At 72.7% G+C, this 16,969-nt stretch carries 11 protein-coding genes and 3 pseudogenes; 5 read left to right on the forward strand and 9 right to left on the reverse strand.

Annotated elements, in window-relative coordinates; translation table 11 throughout:
• Window positions 1–98 precede the first annotated feature (98 nt).
• Window positions 99–1,148, reverse strand: coding sequence for an LLM class flavin-dependent oxidoreductase (locus AC3CH1_RS19175; protein WP_488464047.1), 1,050 nt, complete (start codon window positions 1,146–1,148; stop codon window positions 99–101).
• 211 nt (window positions 1,149–1,359) lie between these two features.
• Here AC3CH1_RS19175 and AC3CH1_RS19180 point away from each other — a divergent pair, with 211 nt between their 5' ends.
• Window positions 1,360–1,689 (forward strand): ATP/GTP-binding protein, encoded by a 330-nt coding sequence (locus AC3CH1_RS19180; RefSeq protein ID WP_398062710.1) that lies wholly within the window; start codon window positions 1,360–1,362, stop codon window positions 1,687–1,689.
• Window positions 1,690–1,923: 234 nt separating this feature from the next.
• Here the strand turns inward: AC3CH1_RS19180 and AC3CH1_RS19185 are convergent, their stop codons facing one another.
• From AC3CH1_RS19185 to mce, 7 genes and pseudogenes are all read right to left on the reverse strand, one after another.
• Window positions 1,924–2,775, reverse strand: coding sequence for an ABC transporter permease (locus tag AC3CH1_RS19185; RefSeq protein WP_488464048.1), 852 nt, complete (start codon window positions 2,773–2,775; stop codon window positions 1,924–1,926).
• Complete coding sequence (locus AC3CH1_RS19190; RefSeq protein WP_488464049.1) at window positions 2,772–3,908, reverse strand: ABC transporter ATP-binding protein; 1,137 nt, start codon at window positions 3,906–3,908, stop codon at window positions 2,772–2,774. The genes AC3CH1_RS19185 and AC3CH1_RS19190 overlap by 4 nt, the downstream gene beginning before the upstream one ends.
• A gap of 130 nt (window positions 3,909–4,038) precedes the next feature.
• A complete protein-coding gene (locus AC3CH1_RS19195) occupies window positions 4,039–4,818 on the reverse strand; it encodes an ABC transporter permease (RefSeq protein WP_488464050.1) in 780 nt (259 codons plus the stop codon).
• A gap of 5 nt (window positions 4,819–4,823) precedes the next feature.
• Window positions 4,824–5,828, reverse strand: a pseudogene (locus tag AC3CH1_RS19200) (ATP-binding cassette domain-containing protein).
• Window positions 5,829–5,912: 84 nt separating this feature from the next.
• On the reverse strand, window positions 5,913–6,851 hold the full coding sequence (locus tag AC3CH1_RS19205) for a coiled-coil domain-containing protein (RefSeq protein WP_397921275.1): 939 nt from the start codon (window positions 6,849–6,851) through the stop codon (window positions 5,913–5,915).
• 184 nt (window positions 6,852–7,035) lie between these two features.
• Window positions 7,036–10,929 carry a polarized growth protein Scy gene (gene scy / locus AC3CH1_RS19210; RefSeq protein ID WP_488464051.1) on the reverse strand — a complete coding sequence of 1,298 codons (3,894 nt, stop codon included), beginning with the start codon at window positions 10,927–10,929 and terminating at the stop codon, window positions 7,036–7,038.
• Window positions 10,930–11,127: 198 nt separating this feature from the next.
• Complete coding sequence (mce, locus tag AC3CH1_RS19215) at window positions 11,128–11,556, reverse strand: methylmalonyl-CoA epimerase (protein ID WP_018958964.1); 429 nt, start codon at window positions 11,554–11,556, stop codon at window positions 11,128–11,130.
• A gap of 134 nt (window positions 11,557–11,690) precedes the next feature.
• Between mce and AC3CH1_RS19220 the strand changes: the two genes are divergently transcribed.
• A complete protein-coding gene (locus tag AC3CH1_RS19220) occupies window positions 11,691–12,896 on the forward strand; it encodes an acetyl-CoA C-acetyltransferase (RefSeq protein ID WP_488464052.1) in 1,206 nt (401 codons plus the stop codon).
• A gap of 45 nt (window positions 12,897–12,941) precedes the next feature.
• A pseudogene (meaB, locus tag AC3CH1_RS19225) lies at window positions 12,942–13,908 on the forward strand (methylmalonyl Co-A mutase-associated GTPase MeaB).
• A gap of 82 nt (window positions 13,909–13,990) precedes the next feature.
• Here meaB and AC3CH1_RS19230 read toward each other — a convergent pair.
• Window positions 13,991–14,728, reverse strand: coding sequence for a PepSY domain-containing protein (locus tag AC3CH1_RS19230; protein WP_488464053.1), 738 nt, complete (start codon window positions 14,726–14,728; stop codon window positions 13,991–13,993).
• A gap of 117 nt (window positions 14,729–14,845) precedes the next feature.
• On the opposite strand from AC3CH1_RS19230, the pseudogene AC3CH1_RS19235 reads away from it, so the two are divergent.
• Both AC3CH1_RS19235 and AC3CH1_RS19240 read left to right on the forward strand, forming a co-directional pair.
• Window positions 14,846–15,507, forward strand: a pseudogene (locus AC3CH1_RS19235) (response regulator transcription factor).
• Window positions 15,504–16,964 carry an ATP-binding protein gene (locus AC3CH1_RS19240; RefSeq protein ID WP_488464054.1) on the forward strand — a complete coding sequence of 487 codons (1,461 nt, stop codon included), beginning with the start codon at window positions 15,504–15,506 and terminating at the stop codon, window positions 16,962–16,964. Before AC3CH1_RS19235 ends, AC3CH1_RS19240 begins: the two are co-directional and overlap by 4 nt.
• Window positions 16,965–16,969 lie beyond the last annotated feature (5 nt).

Genomic DNA, 16,969 nt, shown 5'->3' on the forward strand with positions numbered 1-16,969 from the left:
GGGGCGGCAGCTCCCGCACCACCGCACCACTCGTCCCACGGGTATCGGCGTCGGACGGCTCCGAGGGAACGCTCCGAGGGAACACCGGCAGGCGCAGGTCAGGTGAGCAGCGGCAGCACGTCGGCGCCCAGCCGCCGGACGTTCTCCTCGGTCGCCGCGAGATCGCCCGATCCCTCCACCAGGAGGGCGAAGCGCGTGATCCCGGTCCGCTCGGCGGTGGCCGCCAGCCGGTCGGCAGCCAGCCGAGGCGGGCCCACCGGGTGCAGCCCGCACAGCAGTTCCGTGTACGCGACCGGGTCCCGCATCACGCGGTGCCTGTCGTCGACCGTGACATGGGCGTCGAGCCCCTGGCGCAGCCAGCCGGGCATCGACTTCACCAGCAGCTCCGTGGCCTCTCCGGCGCCGTCCTCGATCTGGGCCACCCCGGCGGACACATGCGCGGCCCCCTCCACCACCTCGGGCGGATGGCCGGCCTCCCGGGCGGCCGTGCGCCACAGGGCGACCATCTCCGCCTTCTGCTCGTCCCCGCAGTGCATGCCCAGCAGCATCGGCAGCGCCTGCCGGGCCGCGAGCCGCACGCTCGTCGGCGAGGTGCACGCCACGACGACCTCGGGCCCCGCTCCACCCGGTCCCGCGTCCGCCGGGCCCTCCAGCAGCTCGTCCGCGCGCGGCACCACCGCCACCTCGCGGAAGCCGAACCGCTTGCCGCGCCCCGCGACGCGCGTCTCCCGCAGCCAGTCGAGCACCAGGTCGAGCGCCTCGGGGAAGCCGTTCTCGTACGCGTCGAGGCCGCCGCCGAACACTTCCAGGTCCACCCATGGACCACCCCGCCCCACCCCGAGCGAGAAGCGCCCGCCGCTGGTCAGATGCAGCAGCGCGGCCTGCTCGGCGAGCGCGACCGGGTGGTGGTTGGGCAGCACGCTGACCGCCGTGCCGACCCGGATCCTGCGGGTGCGGCCCAGCAGCAGCGCCGCCAGCGTGGTCGCGGACGGGCAGACCCCGTACGGCACGAAGTGGTGCTCGGCCAGCCAGACCGAGTCGAGACCGCTCTCCTCCGCCGCCTCGGTGGACCGGACGGCCCGGTGCAGGGCCTCACCGGGCCCCTGTCCCGGGAACTGGGCTGCCAGAACGAACGTTCCGATGCGCATCGCCTATTGCCTCCTTGCGGCCGACGCGTTTCTCCCCCACCGGCAACAACGTCTGACACGTGCCAAAGGCACGGTCCCGCAAGAAGTTGTTGCGATTTTCCGCTAACTCACCCCACTGCCGAACTGGGCCGCCGGACAGCCCGACCGCCACCCCCGACGGCAGGCCCTAGGCTTGGGCGGAACGTGTCCGATCCGCCCCGTGAGGTGTCCTGTGTCCCCGCGCCGTAACCGCCCCCGTGGCGGCGAGAGTCCCGACGAACACCCCGGCTCGGCGCTCGGCAGGTACGGCGGGGGAGGGGCCACCGAGAGCTGGCAGGGCGAGGAGTGGTCGGTGCGCCCGGTCAGCGGCGCGAGCGCCCAGGGCAAGCGGTACCGCTGCCCGGGCTGCGACCAGGAGATCCCCTCCGGGGTCCCGCACCTCGTGACCTGGCCCGAGTTCGGCGGCATCGACGACCGCAGGCACTGGCACAAGGCGTGCTGGAACGCGAAGGACCGCCGCACCACCCGGGTGCAGCGGTCCCGGAACGCTCCGCGTTATTGACGGCGACCGGCCCCGCCGACCTCAGGCCTCGCGCGACCCCTCAGGCCCCGCCGACCTCAGGCCTCGCGCGACCCCTCAGGCCCCGCCGACCTCAGGCCTCGCGCGACCCCTCAGGCCCCGCCGACCTCAGGCCTCGCGCGACCCCTCAGGCCCCGCCGACCTCAGGCCTCGCGCGACCCCTCAGGCCCCGCCGACGTCAGGCCTCGCGCGCCCCCTCGGACGTCTCGCGCCCCCTCAGACGTCGCGCCGGTTCAGTATCGCGACGGCCCCGCCCAGCGCCGCGGCGGCCAGGCACAGCATCAGCAGCAGCGGCTCCCAGCCGGTCGGACCGGTACTGGTCATCGTCGTGCCGTATATCCCGCCGATCTGGTTGGGGATCGAGTAGTCGATCAGGAAGCGCTGAAGGCCCCGCAGGGTGTCGGCGAACATGAACAGCGCGAGGACCAGGGGCGCCAGCACCACGCCGATCATGATGGTGATCGCACCCGCCGAGTGCCGCACGATCGCGCCGACCCCGAGCGACAGCAGGCCGAGGGCCGCGAGATAGAGCCCGACACCGACCGTGGCGAGCGCCCACTCGCCGCCCGACGCGGCGCGGCCGTCCAGGATCAGGGTCTGGAGGCCCGCCACGACCGCGGCGGTCACCGTCGTGACGGCGAAGGACAGCGCGGCGAAGACGATCGCCTTGGCCGCGAGCACCCGGCCCCGGCTCGGACAGGCCGTCAGCGTCGTACGGATCATGCCGGTGCTGTACTCGGACCCGATGGTCAGCACACCGAGCGTGATCACGCAGATGGAGCCCAGCAGCACCCCGAAGAAGCCGAGGGCCAGGACCGGCTCGTCCGGCATACCGCCGCCGCTGTCCGCCGCCAGCAGCAGCGCGGTGCCCGGCCCGACCGTCAGCATCAGCGCGACCATCACGCCGAGCGTCCAGACCGTGGCGCGCACGGAGCGGATCTTGGTCCACTCCGAGGCGACCGCGTCGCCGAGGGTGGCGGGCCGGATCGGGATCGGCGACTCGTAGGAGGCCGGCGGGCCGGCGTCCGGCGCCTGCTGGTGGACCCGGGGGGTGGCCGGCGTCGTCATCGGAGGTCCTCGCTCGTCTGCTCTTTGGCCGCGGCGGCGGAAGAGGGCTCGGCTTCGGGGGAGGGCGCCGCGGGTGCGGGGCTCCGGCCCGGAACGGGCGGCGGCGGGGCGTACCAGCCCTCCTGCGGCACCGCCACCGGCTCGGGGTACACGAAGCTGTCGGCGCTCCCGTACGCGTCCTGGGGGAGCGGCTCCACGAGCCCCGCCTTGGCGTCGTCCGTCGAGCGGTAGTCCACCAGGCCCTGCGTGAGGCGCATGTACGCCTCCTCCAGGGAGGCCTGGTGCGGCGACAGCTCCCAGAGCCGTACGTCGCAGCCGTGGGCCAGGTCACTGATCCGCGGCAGCGGCAGCCCGGTGACCCGCAGCGCACCGCCCGGCTCCGTCATGACCCGGCCGCCCGCCTCGATGAGCGAGGCCGTCAGCTTCTGCCGCTCCTCGGGGCCGCCGTCCGGCACCCGGACCCGGGCGAAGTCGGCGGAGTTGGCGGAGATGAAGTCCGTGACGCTCATGTCGGAGAGCAGCCGGCCGCGCCCGATCACGATCAGATGGTCGGCGGTGAGGGCCATCTCGCTCATCAGGTGGGACGAGACGAAGACCGTACGGCCCTCGGAGGCCAGCATCTTCATCAGATTGCGGACCCAGTGGATGCCCTCCGGGTCGAGGCCGTTGACCGGCTCGTCGAACAGCAGCACCTGCGGATCGCCGAGCAGCGCCGCCGCGATCCCGAGCCGCTGCCCCATCCCGAGCGAGAAGCCCCTGGAGCGCTGCTTGGCGACGTCCCTGAGGCCGACGACGCCCAGCACCTCGTCGACCCGGGCCGCCGGGATGCCGGCCAGCTGGGCCAGGGACAGCAGGTGGTTGCGGGCGGTGCGTCCGCCGTGCACGCCCTTGGCGTCCAGCAGGGCGCCCACCTGGCGCGGGGCGTTCGGCAGGTCGCGGTAGGGGTGGCCGCCGATCGTGACGTGACCTGCGGTGGGGCGGTCAAGGCCGAGGATCATGCGCATGGTCGTGGACTTGCCCGACCCGTTCGGACCGAGGAACCCGGTGACGGCCCCCGGCCGCACCTGGAAGGAAAGGTCGTCCACGGCCGTCTTCGCGCCGTAGCGCTTGGTCAGGCCGACTGCCTCGATCATTCTCCAGCCCCATCGACTCACTCTGTCGTTCGGGGCTCGGGCCGCCCGGCCGCGCACCCCCGTAAGAGTTAGGAGGATAACCAGGCGGTGACGGTTCCGGCCAAGTTGCGCACAGCGTGCGAGGGGACCGTCACGCGTCCCGCTTCTTCAGGACCAGGAAGCCGCCGAGCACCGCCGCCAGCACCCAGAGCACCATGATCCCGAGTCCCGCCCAGGGGCCGTACGGGGCCGGGTCGCTGTTCAACGCGTCCGGAACGACCTGCATGATCTTCGACCCGGCCTGGTCGGGGAAGTACCGGGCGACGCTCTTGGCGCCCGGCACCGCCGCGAGGATCTGCGAGACCAGGAAGAAGAACGGCATCAGGATGCCGAGCGACAGCATGGAACTGCGCAGCATCGCCGCGACCCCCATGGAGAAGATCGCGATCAGCCCCATGTAGAGCCCGCCGCCGACGACAGCGCGCAGCACGTTCTCCGCGCCGATGTCGGTGCCCCGGTCGCCGAGCATGGCCTGGCTCAGGAAGAACGAGACGAAGCTGGTGAGCAGCCCCACGACAAGGGCCAGCCCGCCGGCCACCGTGATCTTGCTGAGGAGGAAGGTCCCACGCTGGGGCACCGCCGCCAGCGAGGTGCGGATCATGCCGGAGCTGTACTCGGTGCCGACCACGAGGACTCCGAACACCACCATCGCGAGCTGGCCGAGAACGGTCCCGGAGAAGCTGACGAAGGTCGGGTCGAACGTGGCCTGCTCGGCCTCCGAGAGGTCGTCGAACGTGGCGTTCAGCAGGGCGCTCAGCGCCGCGCCCATCACGACCGTGACGGCGAACGCGGCGATGAGGGTCCAGGTCGTCGAGGACACCGACCGGATCTTGGTCCATTCCGAGGTGAGTACCGCGGGTACCGATGCCATGGTCGTCACGCCCCCTTGCCGTCGGAGTCGTCGGTGCCCCCGGGCTTGTTCCAGCTCTCGCCCCAGCCGGCCCCCACCGCGGGCGGTTCGGCCGCCGGGTCCCGTTCCGAATGGGCGTGGTACTCCACCGAACCGGCGGTCATCTGCATGAACGCCTCCTCCAGGGAGGCCCGCTGGGAACTCAGCTCGTGCAGCACCAGCTGGTGCCGGGCGGCCAGCTCACCCAACTCCTCGGTGGTGGCGCCGTCGATCTCCAGGACGCCGCCCGCCGTCTCGACGACGGTGAAGCCCTCCTGGTGCAGCACGTCGCGCAGCCGCTCCTGCTGCGGGGAGCGCAGCCGCGCGTAACTGCGGGAGTTCTCGTGGATGAAGTCCGCCATCGAGGTGTCGGCGAGCAGCTTGCCCTGGCCGATCACGATCAAATGGTCGGCGGTCAGCGCCATTTCGCTCATCAGATGGGACGAGACAAAGATCGTCCGGCCCTCCGACGCGAGCGCCTTCATCAGATTGCGGATCCCGTGGATGCCCTCGGGGTCCAGTCCGTTGACCGGCTCGTCGAACATCAGGATCTCGGGATCGCCGAGCAGCGCGGACGCGATGCCGAGCCGCTGGCCCATGCCGAGGGAGAACCCCTTGGACTTCTTCCTCGCCACCGCGCTCAGGCCGACCATGTCGAGCACCTCGTCGACCCGCTTGCGCGGGATGCGGTTGCTCTGCGCCAGGCACAGCAGGTTGTTGTACGCGCTGCGGCCGCCGTGCATCGCCTTGGCGTCGAGGAGCGCCCCGATGTACTTCAACGGCTCCTAGAGCTCGTGGTAGTGCTTGCCGTCGATGCGCACCGTACCGCTGGTCGGGTTGTCGAGATCGAGCATCATCCGCATCGTGGTGGACTTGCCCGCCCCGTTCGGGCCGAGGAAACCGGTCACGATGCCCGGTCTGACCTGACACGACAGATGATCGACGGCGATCTTGCTGCCGAACCGTTTGGTGAGTCCCTCGAGCTCGATCATGCGTTCACGCTAGAACGCCCGAGCGCCCGGCGCCACCACAAGGGCGGAACCGGGCGCACACGGGGGTACTACACGCGCCGGGGGTCAGCGGGTCTGCTGGGCCGGGACACCGCGGGTGGCGGGCTCGTCCTCCACCGGGGAGCCGGCGGCGGCCACGGCGGCGCCGGTCAGCGTCGCCAGCATCTCGCGGACGTTGGTCAGCTGCGCGTTGATCGAGTCGCGGCGGTTGGTGAGCGCCGCCAGCTCGCGCTCCGACTCGCTGCGGATCCGGTCGGCCTTGGCGTTGGCGTCGGCGACGATGTCCTCGGCCTGACGCTGGGCGGTCTCCACCGTCTGGCGGGCCCGGCGCTCGGCGTCCGTGCGGAGCTTCTCGGCCTCCAGGCGGAGCTGCTCGGCGCGGTGCTCGATCTCGGCGAGACGCTTCTCGGCCTTGGCCTGGCGGGACGCGAGGTCGCGCTCCGACTGCTCGCGGCGCTTGGCGAGGTTGGTCTCGAAGTCGGCCGCGGCCTGGGCGGCCTTGGCGCGGGTCTCCTCGAAGAGGGCGTCGGCCTCCTCGCGCTTCTGCTGGGCGTCCTTCTGGGCGTCGGTGCGGAGCGTGTTCGCCTCGCCCTGGGCCTTCTCGACGATGCGGACGCCCTCGTCCTCGGCCTTCGCCTTGCGCTCGGCGGCGAACGACTCGGCGTCGTTGCGCACCTGCTGGGCCGCCGACTCGGCGAGCTCCCGGTGCTGCTCGGCCGCGCGGCGGGCCTCCTCGCGCAGGTCCTTGGCCTCCTCCTCGGCGAGGCGGAGAATCTTCTCGACACGGGCGCCGAGACCGGCGTACGACGGCTCGGCGTCGTTTACCTGGGCCTGGGCGTTCTGCGTCTCGAGGTGCAGCTCCTCGATGCGCTTTTCCAGAGAGGTGATTCGGGCCAGTGCACTATCACGGTCGGCGACGAGCTTGCTGATGCGGTCGTCCACCTGACCGCGGTCGTAGCCTCGTCGCACGAGCTCGAAGCCGAAGGGGGAGGAAGGGTCACTCATGAGGTTCCTGTCGAATGAGACCGGTGAGGTGATAGGGGGAATCCTAGGGGCCATGGCGGCGTGTCAGCGTGAAGATGCCGGTTTGATCTGGAGAATGACACCCCTTTTGAGTGGCTGACCCCCGGAGTGCTTGCCACTCGAAGGCTTGAATGTCCATGACGATGCACGGCACACCGCGGATCGGTCACCGCTCGGACGACTTGCCCCCCGACCGAGTGCCCGCCGCCGCCGGAGCCTTGGCGCCTCCCGCGGAACCGCCGCCCGCTTTCCCGCCCCCGGTCGGAGCCTCGAAAGACTCCAACGCCTCCAGCACGTCCTGGACACGGGAGATCTCCGCATTGATGTCCTCGCGCCTGCGCACCAGGACGTCCAGCTCGCGCTTGCCCTCGTCGACCGTCTGCTTGGCCTCGGCCTCGGCGTCGGCGCGCAGCTTCTCCGCCTCGCGGATCAGCAGGGCCTTCTTGGTCTCGGCCTCCTTCAGCAGCGACTCGGCCCGTTTCACCGCGGCGATACGGACCTTGCTCGCCTCCGAATTGGCCTGGGCCATCAGCTCCTTGGCCTTCGCCTCGGCCTCGTCGCGCTGCTCGGTCGCCGCCTTCATCAGGTTGTCGACACGCTCGCCGGCGGTCTTCATCTGCTCGGACGTCTCCCGCCGGGCCCGCTCGTGCAGCTCCTCGATCTCGCTCTCCAGCCGGGCCCGCAGCTCCTCGGCCCGCTCCCGGATCGCCGTCGCGTCGCGCCGTGCGCCGACCAGCAGTTCGTCGGCGTCGGTACGGGCGCGCTCGACCAGGGTGTTGCCCTCGACGGTCGCCTCCGAGGTGATGCGCACAGCCTCCTTGCGGGCCGCGCCGACCATCGTGTCGGCCTGCCCCTCGGCCTCGGTGGCCGTACGCAGCGCCTCTTCCCGCGCCTTGTTGATGAGCAGGTCCGCCTGCTCGGCCGCGTCCGCCCGGCGCTTGGCCGCCGCCTCGCGGGCCTCGTCCAGCAGCCGGTCCGCCTCCTGGCGGGCCTCGGAGCGCATCTCCTCGGCCGCCGACTCCGCCTCCGCGTGCAGCCGTGTCGCCTCCTCGCGGGTGCGGGCCGCGTGCTCCTGCGCGGAGCCGAGCCGCTCCGCCGCCTCCGCGCGCAGCCGCTCGGACTCCGCGGTCGCCTCGGCCAGCATCCGGTCCGCCTGCTCCGTGGACTCGGCCCGGCGGCGGTTGGCCTCCGTGGTGGCCTCGACGACGAGCTGCTCGGAGGCCTGGGCCGCCTCGTTGCGGACGCGTTCGCTCTCGTTGGCCGACTCGGCCATCAGCCGGTCCGACTGGGCCGCCGCCTCCGAACGGATCCGGTTGGCGTCCTGCCGGGCCTCGGCACGGGCCTTCGACGCGTCCTGCTCCGCCGAGGCCAGCGCGTCGGACGCCTCGGTGCGCATCCGCTGGCTGTACTCGGAGGTGTCCGCGCGCAGCCGCTCCGACTCGCCGATCGCGTCGGAGACCGTCCGCTCGGCCAGCGCCTTCGCGGCGTCGGTCTCCTCCTCGGCCTCCCGCCGGAGACGGGCCGCCTCCTCGTTCGCCTCGCGGCGCAGCCGGATCGCGTCCTCGGCGGCCCGCTCCCGCTCCGCGTGCGCGTCGGCGCGGACCCGGTCCGCCTCCTCCTGCGCCTCGCTCCGGGTGCGTTCCGCGACGTGCTCCGCCGTCGAGCGCAGCCCGGCGATCTCCTCCTCGGCCTGCTCCTGCAGACCGGCGACGGAGTCCCGTACCTGCTGGGCCGTCTGCTCGGCCGCCGTGACCAGCTCGGTCGCCCGGGCGTCCGCCTCCTCGACCAGCCGGTGCGCCTCGGCCTGGGCCTCCTCGACCCGCTTGCGGGCGGAGGCGAGCAGCTCCTCGCTCTGCTCGCGGGCCCGCTCGCGCTCCTGCTCCGCCTCGGTCCGGGCCGCACCGAGGATCTCCTCGGCCTCCCGGCGGCGGCGCGTGGCCTCCTCCTGGGCGGCGTTCAGCGCCTCGGCGGCCTCGGCGGCGACCCGCTCGGCGGCGGCCGCGGCCTCCGCGCGCACCCGGTCGGCGCTCTCCTGCGCCTCGGACTTGAGCCGCTCCGCCTCGGCGGTGGCCTCACCGCGCAGCCGTACGGCGAGGTTCTCGCCCTCGGCACGGGCCCGGGCGGCGTCGGCCGCCGCCTCGTCGCGCAGCCGCTCGGCCTCCGCCCCGGCCTGCTCGGTCAGCGCCCGTACGCGCTCGGCGGCCTCGGCGCGCTGCCGCTCCGCCTCCTCGTTCGTCTCGCGGCGGATCCGCTCGGCCTGGGTCCGGGCCTCGCCGAGCGCCTCCTCGGCGGCGGCGAGCCGGGAATCGGCCTCGGTGTGCAGCCGGGCCAGCTCGTCGGCGGCCTCGGCCTGCCGGGCGGCGACACCGCGCTCGGTCTCCTCGCGCAGCTCGGTCGCGGCCCGCTCGGCCGCCTCCGTGACGGCCGCCGCCTGCTCCTCCGCGTCGGCCCGCAGCTTGTCGGCCTCGGCCCGGGTGCGCTCCAGCGTCTCCTCGGCCTGCTTGCGCAGGGTCGCGGCCCGCTCGGCGGCCTCGGCGCGGATGCGCTCGCTCTCGCCGTTCGCCTTGGTGCGCAGCTCGTCCGCGTCGGAGCGGGCCTCGGTCAACAGCTCCTCGGCGGTGCGCGCGCCCTCCTCCAGCTGCTGGACCGCCTCGCGGCGGGCCTCGCCCCGGATCCGCTCGCCCTCGGCTACCGCCTCGGAGCGCAGCGTCTCGGCCTCGCCGCGCAACCGGCGGGCCTCCTCCTGGAGCTCGACCGTCCTGGCCCGGTACTCCTTGGTGTCGTCCTTGGCCGCGCCCTTGAGCTCGTCGGCCTGCTCGGCGGCCTCGCCGCGCAGCCGGTCCGCCTCGGCCTCCGCCTCGCGGCGGATCCGCTCGGCCTCCTCGCTCGCCGCCCTCGTCGTCGACTTCGCGTCCTCGGAGGCCTTGGTGAGCACCTCCTCGGCGCTGCGGGCCGCCTTCGCCAGCTGGGCGGCGGCGTCCTCGGCGGCGACCGTACGGGCCTTCTCGCCCGCCTCGGCGACCAGCCGCTCCGCTTCGGCGCGGGCGTCGACGAGCGCCTGCTCGGCCTCTTCCTTCAGCGCCTCGGTGCTCTTGGTGGCCTCGCCGACCAGCCGGGCGATCTCCGACTTGGCCGTACGGGTGCGCTGTTCGTTCTGCGACTCGGCGCCGGCCAACTGCTTGGCGGCGGCGTCCTTCGCCTCGGAGAGGAGTCTCTCCGCCTCCAGGCGGGACTCGCGCAGCCGGGTCTCGGCCTCCGAGAGGCGCTGCTCGGCGGACCGGTTCAGCTCGGCGGTCTGCCGGCGGGTCTGGTCGGTCTCCGCGGTGGTGCTGGAGCGCAGCTGCTCCGCGTGGCTGGTGGCCTCCTGCGCCTGGGCGGAGGCGGCCCCGAGGAGCCGCTCGGCGTCCTTGCGGGCGCGCAGCAGGATCGCTTCGGCCTCGGCCCGGGCGGTCTCGGTCTCCGAGCCGGCGCGCCGACGGGTCTCCTCCGCCAGCCGGGCGGCCTCGTCGCGGGCGGCGGCCAGCGCCTGTTCGGCCTCGGCGCGGGACTCCTCCAGCAGTCGGCGGGCCTGTGACTCGGTGCGGGCGCGCAGCTGTTCGGCCCAGGCGACGTTCTCGTTGACGTGCGACTCGACGGTCTGGCGGCGCTCCGCCAGCTCCTGGTCGAGCCGCTGCCTGCGCTGGACGGCCTCGGTGTGCAACTCCGCCTGCAGGCGCGCCTGGTGCTCGGCGTGCTCCTGCAGGATCCGCTGCGTCTGGGCACGGGCCTCGCGCAGCTCGCGCTCGGCGTCGCTGCGCATCTGCTCGGCCTGGGCCTGCGCGTTCCGCAGCATCTGCTCGGTCTGGTAGCCGATGTCCGCGCTGTCGTAGGCGGGACGGGTCGCGAGATTGCGCCGGGCCTCGTGCAGCTTGGCACGCAAGACCTCGACCTGGTAGCCGAGGTCCTCGGCGTGCTGGACGGCCTTCTCCCGGTCGGTCTTCAGCCGGTCCATCTTGGCTTCGAACCGCGAGAGATGGTCGTCTTCAGCGAGGTGGCTCTCCTGGCGTTCGTAGCCCCGCACTGCGCGGTCCCATCCTTCCCCGAGCTCAACTTGTTCGAGCGGGGGAGACCCCTACCCTGGTCGCGACTCTCCGCACGAGCTGCTCGTCGGCGTGAGTCCCCCGGGGAATGGTGACAGACAAACGACGAGGACGCGGCACGGCCCCGAACCCGGCCCCGGCCCGGAACCGCCCACTCTACCGGGCCGGGTATGCGGTGGTCAGTGCTCCGCCCGGCTCGTGACCAGTTCCGTCAGGACACCGTGGCAGTCCTTGGGGTGCAGGAACGTGATCCGGGACCCCATCGACCCCGTCCTGGGCTCGTCGTACAGCACCCGGACGCCCTTCTCACGGATGTCCGCGGCGTCCCCGTCCACGTCCTCCGTACCGAAGGCGATGTGGTGCACCCCCTCCCCGTTCTTCGCCAGCCACTTGCCGACGGCCGAGTCCTCCCGGGTGGGCTCCAGCAGTTGGAGGTAGGAGGCCCCGCCGTCCGAGGTCCCGTTGATCCTGAGCATCGCCTCCCGGACGCCCTGCTCCTCGTTGATCTCGGAGTGATACACCTCGAAGCCGTACGTGGCACGGTAGAACTCGACCGTCCTGTCCAGGTCGAAACAGGCGATCCCGATGTGGTCGATTCGCGTCAGCATGGATCCAGTGCAGCGCCACCGCCATGGTTACGCAACGTGCGCGCCGTCACACCGGTTGCCGGATGACGGGCGCGGTGGCTCTCAGTACATTCAGGTAAACCCTCGTTCACATCCGATCCCAAGGGGCCGTGCCCATGCCAGCAACGACCGGTACCACCACCTCAGTGATCGTCGCGGGCGCCCGGACGCCCATGGGCCGCCTCCTCGGCTCCCTCAAGAGCTTCTCCGGCGCCGACCTCGGCGGCTTCGCCATCAAGGCAGCCCTGGACCGGGCCGGCATCGGCGGTGAGCAGGTGCAGTACGTGATCATGGGTCAGGTGCTCACGGCCGGCGCGGGCCAGATGCCCGCCCGGCAGGCCGCGGTCAAGGCCGGCATCCCGATGAACGTCCCCGCGCTCACCGTCAACAAGGTCTGTCTGTCCGGGCTCGACGCCATCGCGCTGGCCGACCAGCTCATCCGCGCCGGGGAGTTCGACGTGGTGGTCGCGGGCGGTCAGGAGTCCATGACCAACGCCCCGCACCTGCTTCCCAAGTCCCGCGAGGGCCACAAGTACGGCGCGATCGGGATGCTGGACTCGATGGCGCACGACGGTCTCACCGACGCGTACGAGAACATCCCGATGGGAGAGTCCACCGAGAAGCACAACGGCCGCCTCGGACTCGACCGCGCCGCCCAGGACGCGATCGGCGCGCAGTCCCACCAGCGGGCCGCCGCCGCCCAGAAGAACGGCCTCTTCGAGGCCGAGATCACCCCGGTCGAGATCCCGCAGCGCAAGGGCGAGCCGGTCCTGTTCTCGCAGGACGAGGGCATCCGCGCCGAGACGACGGCGGAGACCCTCGGCAAGCTGCGCCCGGCCTTCGCCAAGGATGGGACGATCACCGCCGGCACCTCCTCGCAGATCTCCGACGGCGCGGCCGCGGTCGTCGTGATGAGCAAGGCGAAGGCGGAGGAGCTGGGCCTCGACTGGATCGCCGAGATCGGCGCCCACGGAAACGTCGCGGGCCCCGACAACTCCCTCCAGTCGCAGCCCTCGAACGCCATCCGGCACGCCCTGAAGAAGGACGGCCTCGACGTCGAGGACCTCGACCTGATCGAGATCAACGAGGCGTTCGCGGCCGTCGCCGTCCAGTCCACGAAGGACCTGGGCGTCACCTCGGACAAGGTCAACGTCAACGGCGGCGCCATCGCGCTCGGCCACCCCATCGGGATGTCCGGCGCCCGGATCGTCCTGCACCTGGCCCTGGAGCTGAAGCGGCGCGGCGGCGGCACCGGCGCGGCCGCGCTGTGCGGCGGCGGGGGCCAGGGCGACGCGCTGATCATCCGCGTCCCGGGCAAGTAGTACCCGTACGGATTCAGGGCAGGGCAGGGCAAGGCGAACGGAGCGGTGAACGTGGACGTGGATGTCCCCACGCTGGTCGAGCAGGCGCGAGCAGGCAGGCCGCGTGCGGTGGCCCGGCTGATCTCGCTGGTGGAGGGGGCGTCCCCGCAGCTGCGGGAGGTGATGGCCGCGCTGGCGCCGCTGGCCGGCCACGCCTACGTCGTCGGGCTCACGGGCTCGCCGGGCGTCGGCAAGTCCACCTCCACCTCGGCCCTGGTCTCCGCCTACCGCCGGGCGGGCAAGCGGGTCGGCGTCCTCGCCGTCGACCCGTCCTCGCCGTTCTCCGGCGGGGCGCTGCTGGGCGACCGGATCCGGATGGCGGACCACGTCTCCGACCCGGGCGTCTACATCCGCTCGATGGCGACCCGGGGCCACCTGGGCGGCCTCGCCTGGTCCGCGCCGCAGGCCATCCGGGTGCTGGACGCGGCGGGCTGCGACGTGATCCTCGTCGAGACGGTCGGCGTCGGCCAGTCCGAGGTGGAGATCGCCTCCCAGGCCGACACCTCCGTCGTGCTGCTCGCCCCGGGCATGGGCGACGGCATCCAGGCGGCCAAGGCCGGGATCCTGGAGATCGGCGACGTCTACGTGGTCAACAAGGCGGACCGGGACGGCGCGGACGCCACCGCCCGCGAGCTGAACCACATGCTGGGCCTGGGTGAGGCCAGGGGCCCCGGCGACTGGCGCCCCGATCGTGAAGACGGTCGCCGCCCGGGGCCAGGGCACGGACGAGGTCGTCGAGGCCCTGGAGAAGCACCGGGCCTGGATGGAGGAGCACGGCGTGCTGGCCGAGCGCCGCACCGCCCGCGCCGCGCACGAGGTCGAGACGATCGCCGTCACCGCGCTCCGCGAGAGGATCGCCGACCTGCGCGGCGACCGCCGGCTGCACGCCCTGGCCGAGCGCATCGTGGCGGGGACCCTGGACCCGTACGCGGCGGCCGATGAGCTGGTGGCGGGGCTGACGGGAAGCTCCTGAGCGACACGGAGAAGGCCCTCGGACCGGCGTGTGCCGCTCCGAGGGCCTTCTCCTGGTTCACGTGTGCCCGCCAGGGCTCCCGTCAGCTGTCGTCGCCGTCCCGGTCATCCCGGTCGTCGCCGCGGTCGTCGTCCTTGTCGTCCGCGCGGTCGTCCCGGTCGTCGTCGCCGTCGTCGTCCTGGTCCACGGTGACCTTGCCGGTCTTCGCGTCGACGCGCAGCTCGTGCTGCTTGCCGTCCTTGCCCGTGATGTCGATGTCCCAGCGCAGGACGTCGCCCCGGTTCTCGTCGTCATCGTCGTCGTCCAGGTCGATCGACGTGACGCTGCCCGGCGCGGTCTTCAGAGCCGCGTCCACCGCCTGGTTCAGGGTGACGGCGGAGGAGCGGGGCGCGTGGCGGTCGCGGTCGTCGTTGTCGTCGTCACGGGTCTTCAGGACCTTGCCGTTGCCGGCGTCCACCGTCACGTCGTGCCACTTCTTGTCGGAACCGCGGACGTCCAGCTCCCAGACCGCGCGGTCGTTGTCGTCGTCGTCATCGTCCAGCTCGGCCTCGGTGACCGTGCCCGGGACGCTCTTCAGGGCGGCGGCGACGGCTTGGTCGAGGGTGATCCCGGTGGTCTTCGCGGCGGCCGGGGCCCGGTCGTCGGAGGCGTCGTCCGTGCGGTCGTCGGAGGCGTCGTCGGCGGCGAGGCTCACGGCGCTCACGTTCCCGGCGGGCGTACGGCCGCCGTCACCGTCGTCCGCGAAGGCGACGGTGGCGGCGGTGGTGCCGCCGATGAGCACGGCCGCGGTGATCGCTGCGATGGTGACGTTGCGCTTCATGAGGGTTCCTCCCGAGAGCTGCTGCTGTTCGACGTGACCCACACTGCCGGGAGGTAGCTGAACGCAACCTGAAGCCACCTGAAGGCGCCTTCAGGTGGAGTTTGCGAGGCTGTGCGCATGCGCCTGTTGATCGTGGAGGACGAGAAGCGCCTCGCGGTGTCCCTGGCCAGGGGGCTGACCGCCGAGGGTTTCGCCGTGGATGTCGTGCACGACGGGCTCGAAGGGCTGCACCGGGCGAGCGAGGGCGTCCATGACCTGGTGATCCTCGACATCATGCTGCCCGGCATGAACGGCTACCGCGTCTGCTCGAACCTGCGCGCCGCAGGACACGAGGTGCCGATCCTCATGCTGACCGCCAAGGACGGCGAGTACGACGAGGCCGAGGGACTGGACACCGGCGCCGACGACTATCTGACCAAGCCCTTCAGCTACGTCGTCCTCGTCGCCCGCGTCCGCGCCCTGCTGCGCCGCCGGGCGCCGGCACCGCCGCGCCCGTCCTGACCGTCGGGTCCCTGCGCATCGAGACCGCCGCCCGCCGGGTGATCCGCGGCGAGGTGGAGATCGCGCTCACGGCCAAGGAGTTCGCGGTGCTGGAGCAGCTCGCCCTGCGCGCGGGCCAGGTCGTCAGCAAGGCGGAGATCCTGGAGCACGTCTGGGACTTCGCCTACGACGGCGACCCGAACATCGTCGAGGTCTACATCTCCACCCTGCGCCGCAAGCTGGGCGCGACTGCCATCCGTACCGTGCGCGGCGCGGGCTACCGGCTGGAGGCGCAGTGAGATCCGTACGGGCCAGGGCCGCCATCGGAGCCACCCTGGTCGTCGCCGTGGCCCTGGTGGCGGCCGGTCTCGCCGTGCTCCTGGTCCTGCGGGCCAACCTGATCGACCAGGCGGACCTCCAGGCGGAGGTGGCGGCCCGCGAGGTGGCCGGACAGCTGGCCACGGACACCCCGTACGGCGAACTGGAACTGGACGACGAGGAGGACCACCCGGTCCAGGTGACCGACGAGGAGGGCCGGGTCGTCATCGTCTCCAAGGACCTGCGGGCCGTCACCGGCACCGGCACGAGCGGCGTCGCCCCGGTGCCCTCGGCCTCGGCGGGGGCCTCCCCGTCGCCCGGCGAGGATGACGGGGACGGGGACGACGACAGCGCCGACGACGACGATGACGGCAGCCGCCCCGGTCGCGGCCAGGTCTCCTCCGACGACCCGGACTTCTCCGACGGCACCGCCACCGTCGACCGGACCACCGCCGACTACCGCTTCGCCGCCGTCGAGGCGACGACCCCCCGCGGCGTCACCCTGACCGTGCACGCGGGCGCACCGCTCGCCGCCGAGCAGGAGGCGGTGAACACGGTGCGCGGGGCGATGCTCACCGGGCTGCCGCTGCTCCTGGTGGTCGTCGCCGGGGTGACCTGGCTGGTGACCCGACGGGCCCTGCGGCCGGTCGAGGGCATCCGCCGCGAGATGGCGGCGATCACCGCGTCCGAGGACCTGGCCCGCCGGGTTCCGGAGCCCGGTTCGCGGGACGAGATCGCGGCGCTGGCCCGGACGACGAACGAGACGCTCACCGTCCTGGAGGCGTCCGTGGAACGCCAGCGCCGGTTCGTCGCGGACGCCTCGCACGAGCTGCGTTCCCCGATCGCCTCGCTGCGCACCCAGCTGGAGGTGGCCGAGGCCCATCCGGAGCTGCTGGACCTCCCCGGCGCGGTCGCCGACACCGTACGGCTCCAGGTGCTGGCGGCGGATCTGCTGCTGCTGGCCCGCCTCGACGCGGGGGAGAAGCCCGGGAGCGCGACGGTGGAGCTGGGCGCGCTGGTCCGGGAGGAGGTGTCGCAGCGGGCCGGGGACCGGATCGCGGTGGGCGTCGAGGCGCCGGAGGGCGGCGCGTTCGAGGTGAGCGGGTCGCGGGGACAGCTGTCCCGGGTGATCGGCAATCTGCTGGACAACGCCCAGCGGCACGCCGAGGGGAGCGTCGCGGTGTCGGTGGCGGCCGACGGGCGCGGCGTACGGGTGGAGGTCAGGGACGACGGGGCGGGCGTCCCCGAGGACGAGCGGGAGCGGATCTTCGAACGGTTCGTCCGGCTCGACGACGCCCGCAGCCGGGACGACGGCGGAGCGGGACTCGGGCTGGCCATCGCCCGGGACGTCGCCTCGCGCCACGGCGGGACGCTGACGGTGCACGCGGCGGCCGAGGGCGGTGCGGCCTTCCGGCTGTGGCTGCCCCGCCCCGCTTGACGGTC

It is taken from the genome of Streptomyces sp. MGP-P1, assembly GCF_057766565.1.

Coding starts and splice junctions, on each gene's coding strand:
- AC3CH1_RS19220 (WP_488464052.1), top strand. CDS start 11,691: ATGCCAGCAACGACCGGTACCACCACCTCAGTGATCGTCGCGGGCGCC.
- AC3CH1_RS19185 (WP_488464048.1), bottom strand. CDS start 2,775: ATGACGACGCCGGCCACCCCCCGGGTCCACCAGCAGGCGCCGGACGCC.
- AC3CH1_RS19175 (WP_488464047.1), bottom strand. CDS start 1,148: ATGCGCATCGGAACGTTCGTTCTGGCAGCCCAGTTCCCGGGACAGGGG.
- mce (WP_018958964.1), bottom strand. CDS start 11,556: ATGCTGACGCGAATCGACCACATCGGGATCGCCTGTTTCGACCTGGAC.
- AC3CH1_RS19195 (WP_488464050.1), bottom strand. CDS start 4,818: ATGGCATCGGTACCCGCGGTACTCACCTCGGAATGGACCAAGATCCGG.
- AC3CH1_RS19230 (WP_488464053.1), bottom strand. CDS start 14,728: ATGAAGCGCAACGTCACCATCGCAGCGATCACCGCGGCCGTGCTCATC.
- AC3CH1_RS19190 (WP_488464049.1), bottom strand. CDS start 3,908: ATGATCGAGGCAGTCGGCCTGACCAAGCGCTACGGCGCGAAGACGGCC.
- AC3CH1_RS19205 (WP_397921275.1), bottom strand. CDS start 6,851: ATGAGTGACCCTTCCTCCCCCTTCGGCTTCGAGCTCGTGCGACGAGGC.